1 protein-coding gene is annotated in these 760 nt (G+C 44.3%); it reads left to right on the top strand.

Annotated features, from left to right (window positions below):
• The first annotated feature begins 511 nt into the window (after positions 1 to 511).
• The gene (locus ACOCD2_RS23545) at positions 512 to 688 is read left to right on the top strand and encodes a hypothetical protein (RefSeq protein ID WP_419583083.1); all 177 of its coding nucleotides are present in this window, start codon (positions 512 to 514) and stop codon (positions 686 to 688) included.
• Positions 689 to 760: the final 72 nt, after the last annotated feature.

Here is a 760-nt window from a genome sequence, read left to right on the forward strand (position 1 = left end):
GAACCGCCGCCCATTTGAGGAAGTTTGCGACCAATCTGTCGGGTATGACGGGATAGGTGCGTCTGAAAGCAGCCGGGTTGCGTTGCAAGGGCGTGGGATATGGATTTTGTTCGGATTTCCTAGTCAAATCCGGTCTAATTCATCGCTGTCTGCAATTCAACCAAGCGGAAATCAGTGGATATTGGCGCCCTTCGGGCGCTGATATGCCTCTATCTGGGGATTTGGGTAATCATGATCAATTGTATCCTGTATCGATACACGCTATAAGCCGGTTTTATTGTTTGGTTAAAGGCGTGTCTCACTAGTAAAATTACGCTATTTGTGAAACATTGAATAGTTGACGGCATACGGAACACTCATTACCCTGTAAATCATAAGTTCTCAAGCTGTTCCACAAACGACCGTATTCTTTACAAACCGCAAATCCCCCCAAAAACCACCGACAATCACTGGTTATCCGCAAAGAAATAGCGTAGCGTAAACTTATCTACGTAAATATAACGATGCTTTCATGGATGATGTTCATGAAATTGACTTTGCTCCAGGCTATCAACCCGAGGCGCATGAACGGTTTTGCTTGGATGAGTTTGAGTTGCCTGATTGGTTGCAGGATGAAAATAGCCTGTCGGTGCCTAACTTGTTACCGTCTATAAATAGCTATCTTTTTCGGGCAGCTCCAGATAATTAGCGCATGCCAATATACTGAATTAATTAATCACCTGCCTTGACAAGGATATTGTCGTTTGCAGGGAGCGATTAC

The organism is Thiolapillus sp., assembly GCF_048562965.1.
GTDB lineage: Bacteria > Pseudomonadota > Gammaproteobacteria > Chromatiales > Chromatiaceae > Thiolapillus > Thiolapillus brandeum_A.

Coding starts and splice junctions, on each gene's coding strand:
- ACOCD2_RS23545 (WP_419583083.1), top strand. CDS start 512: ATGGATGATGTTCATGAAATTGACTTTGCTCCAGGCTATCAACCCGAG.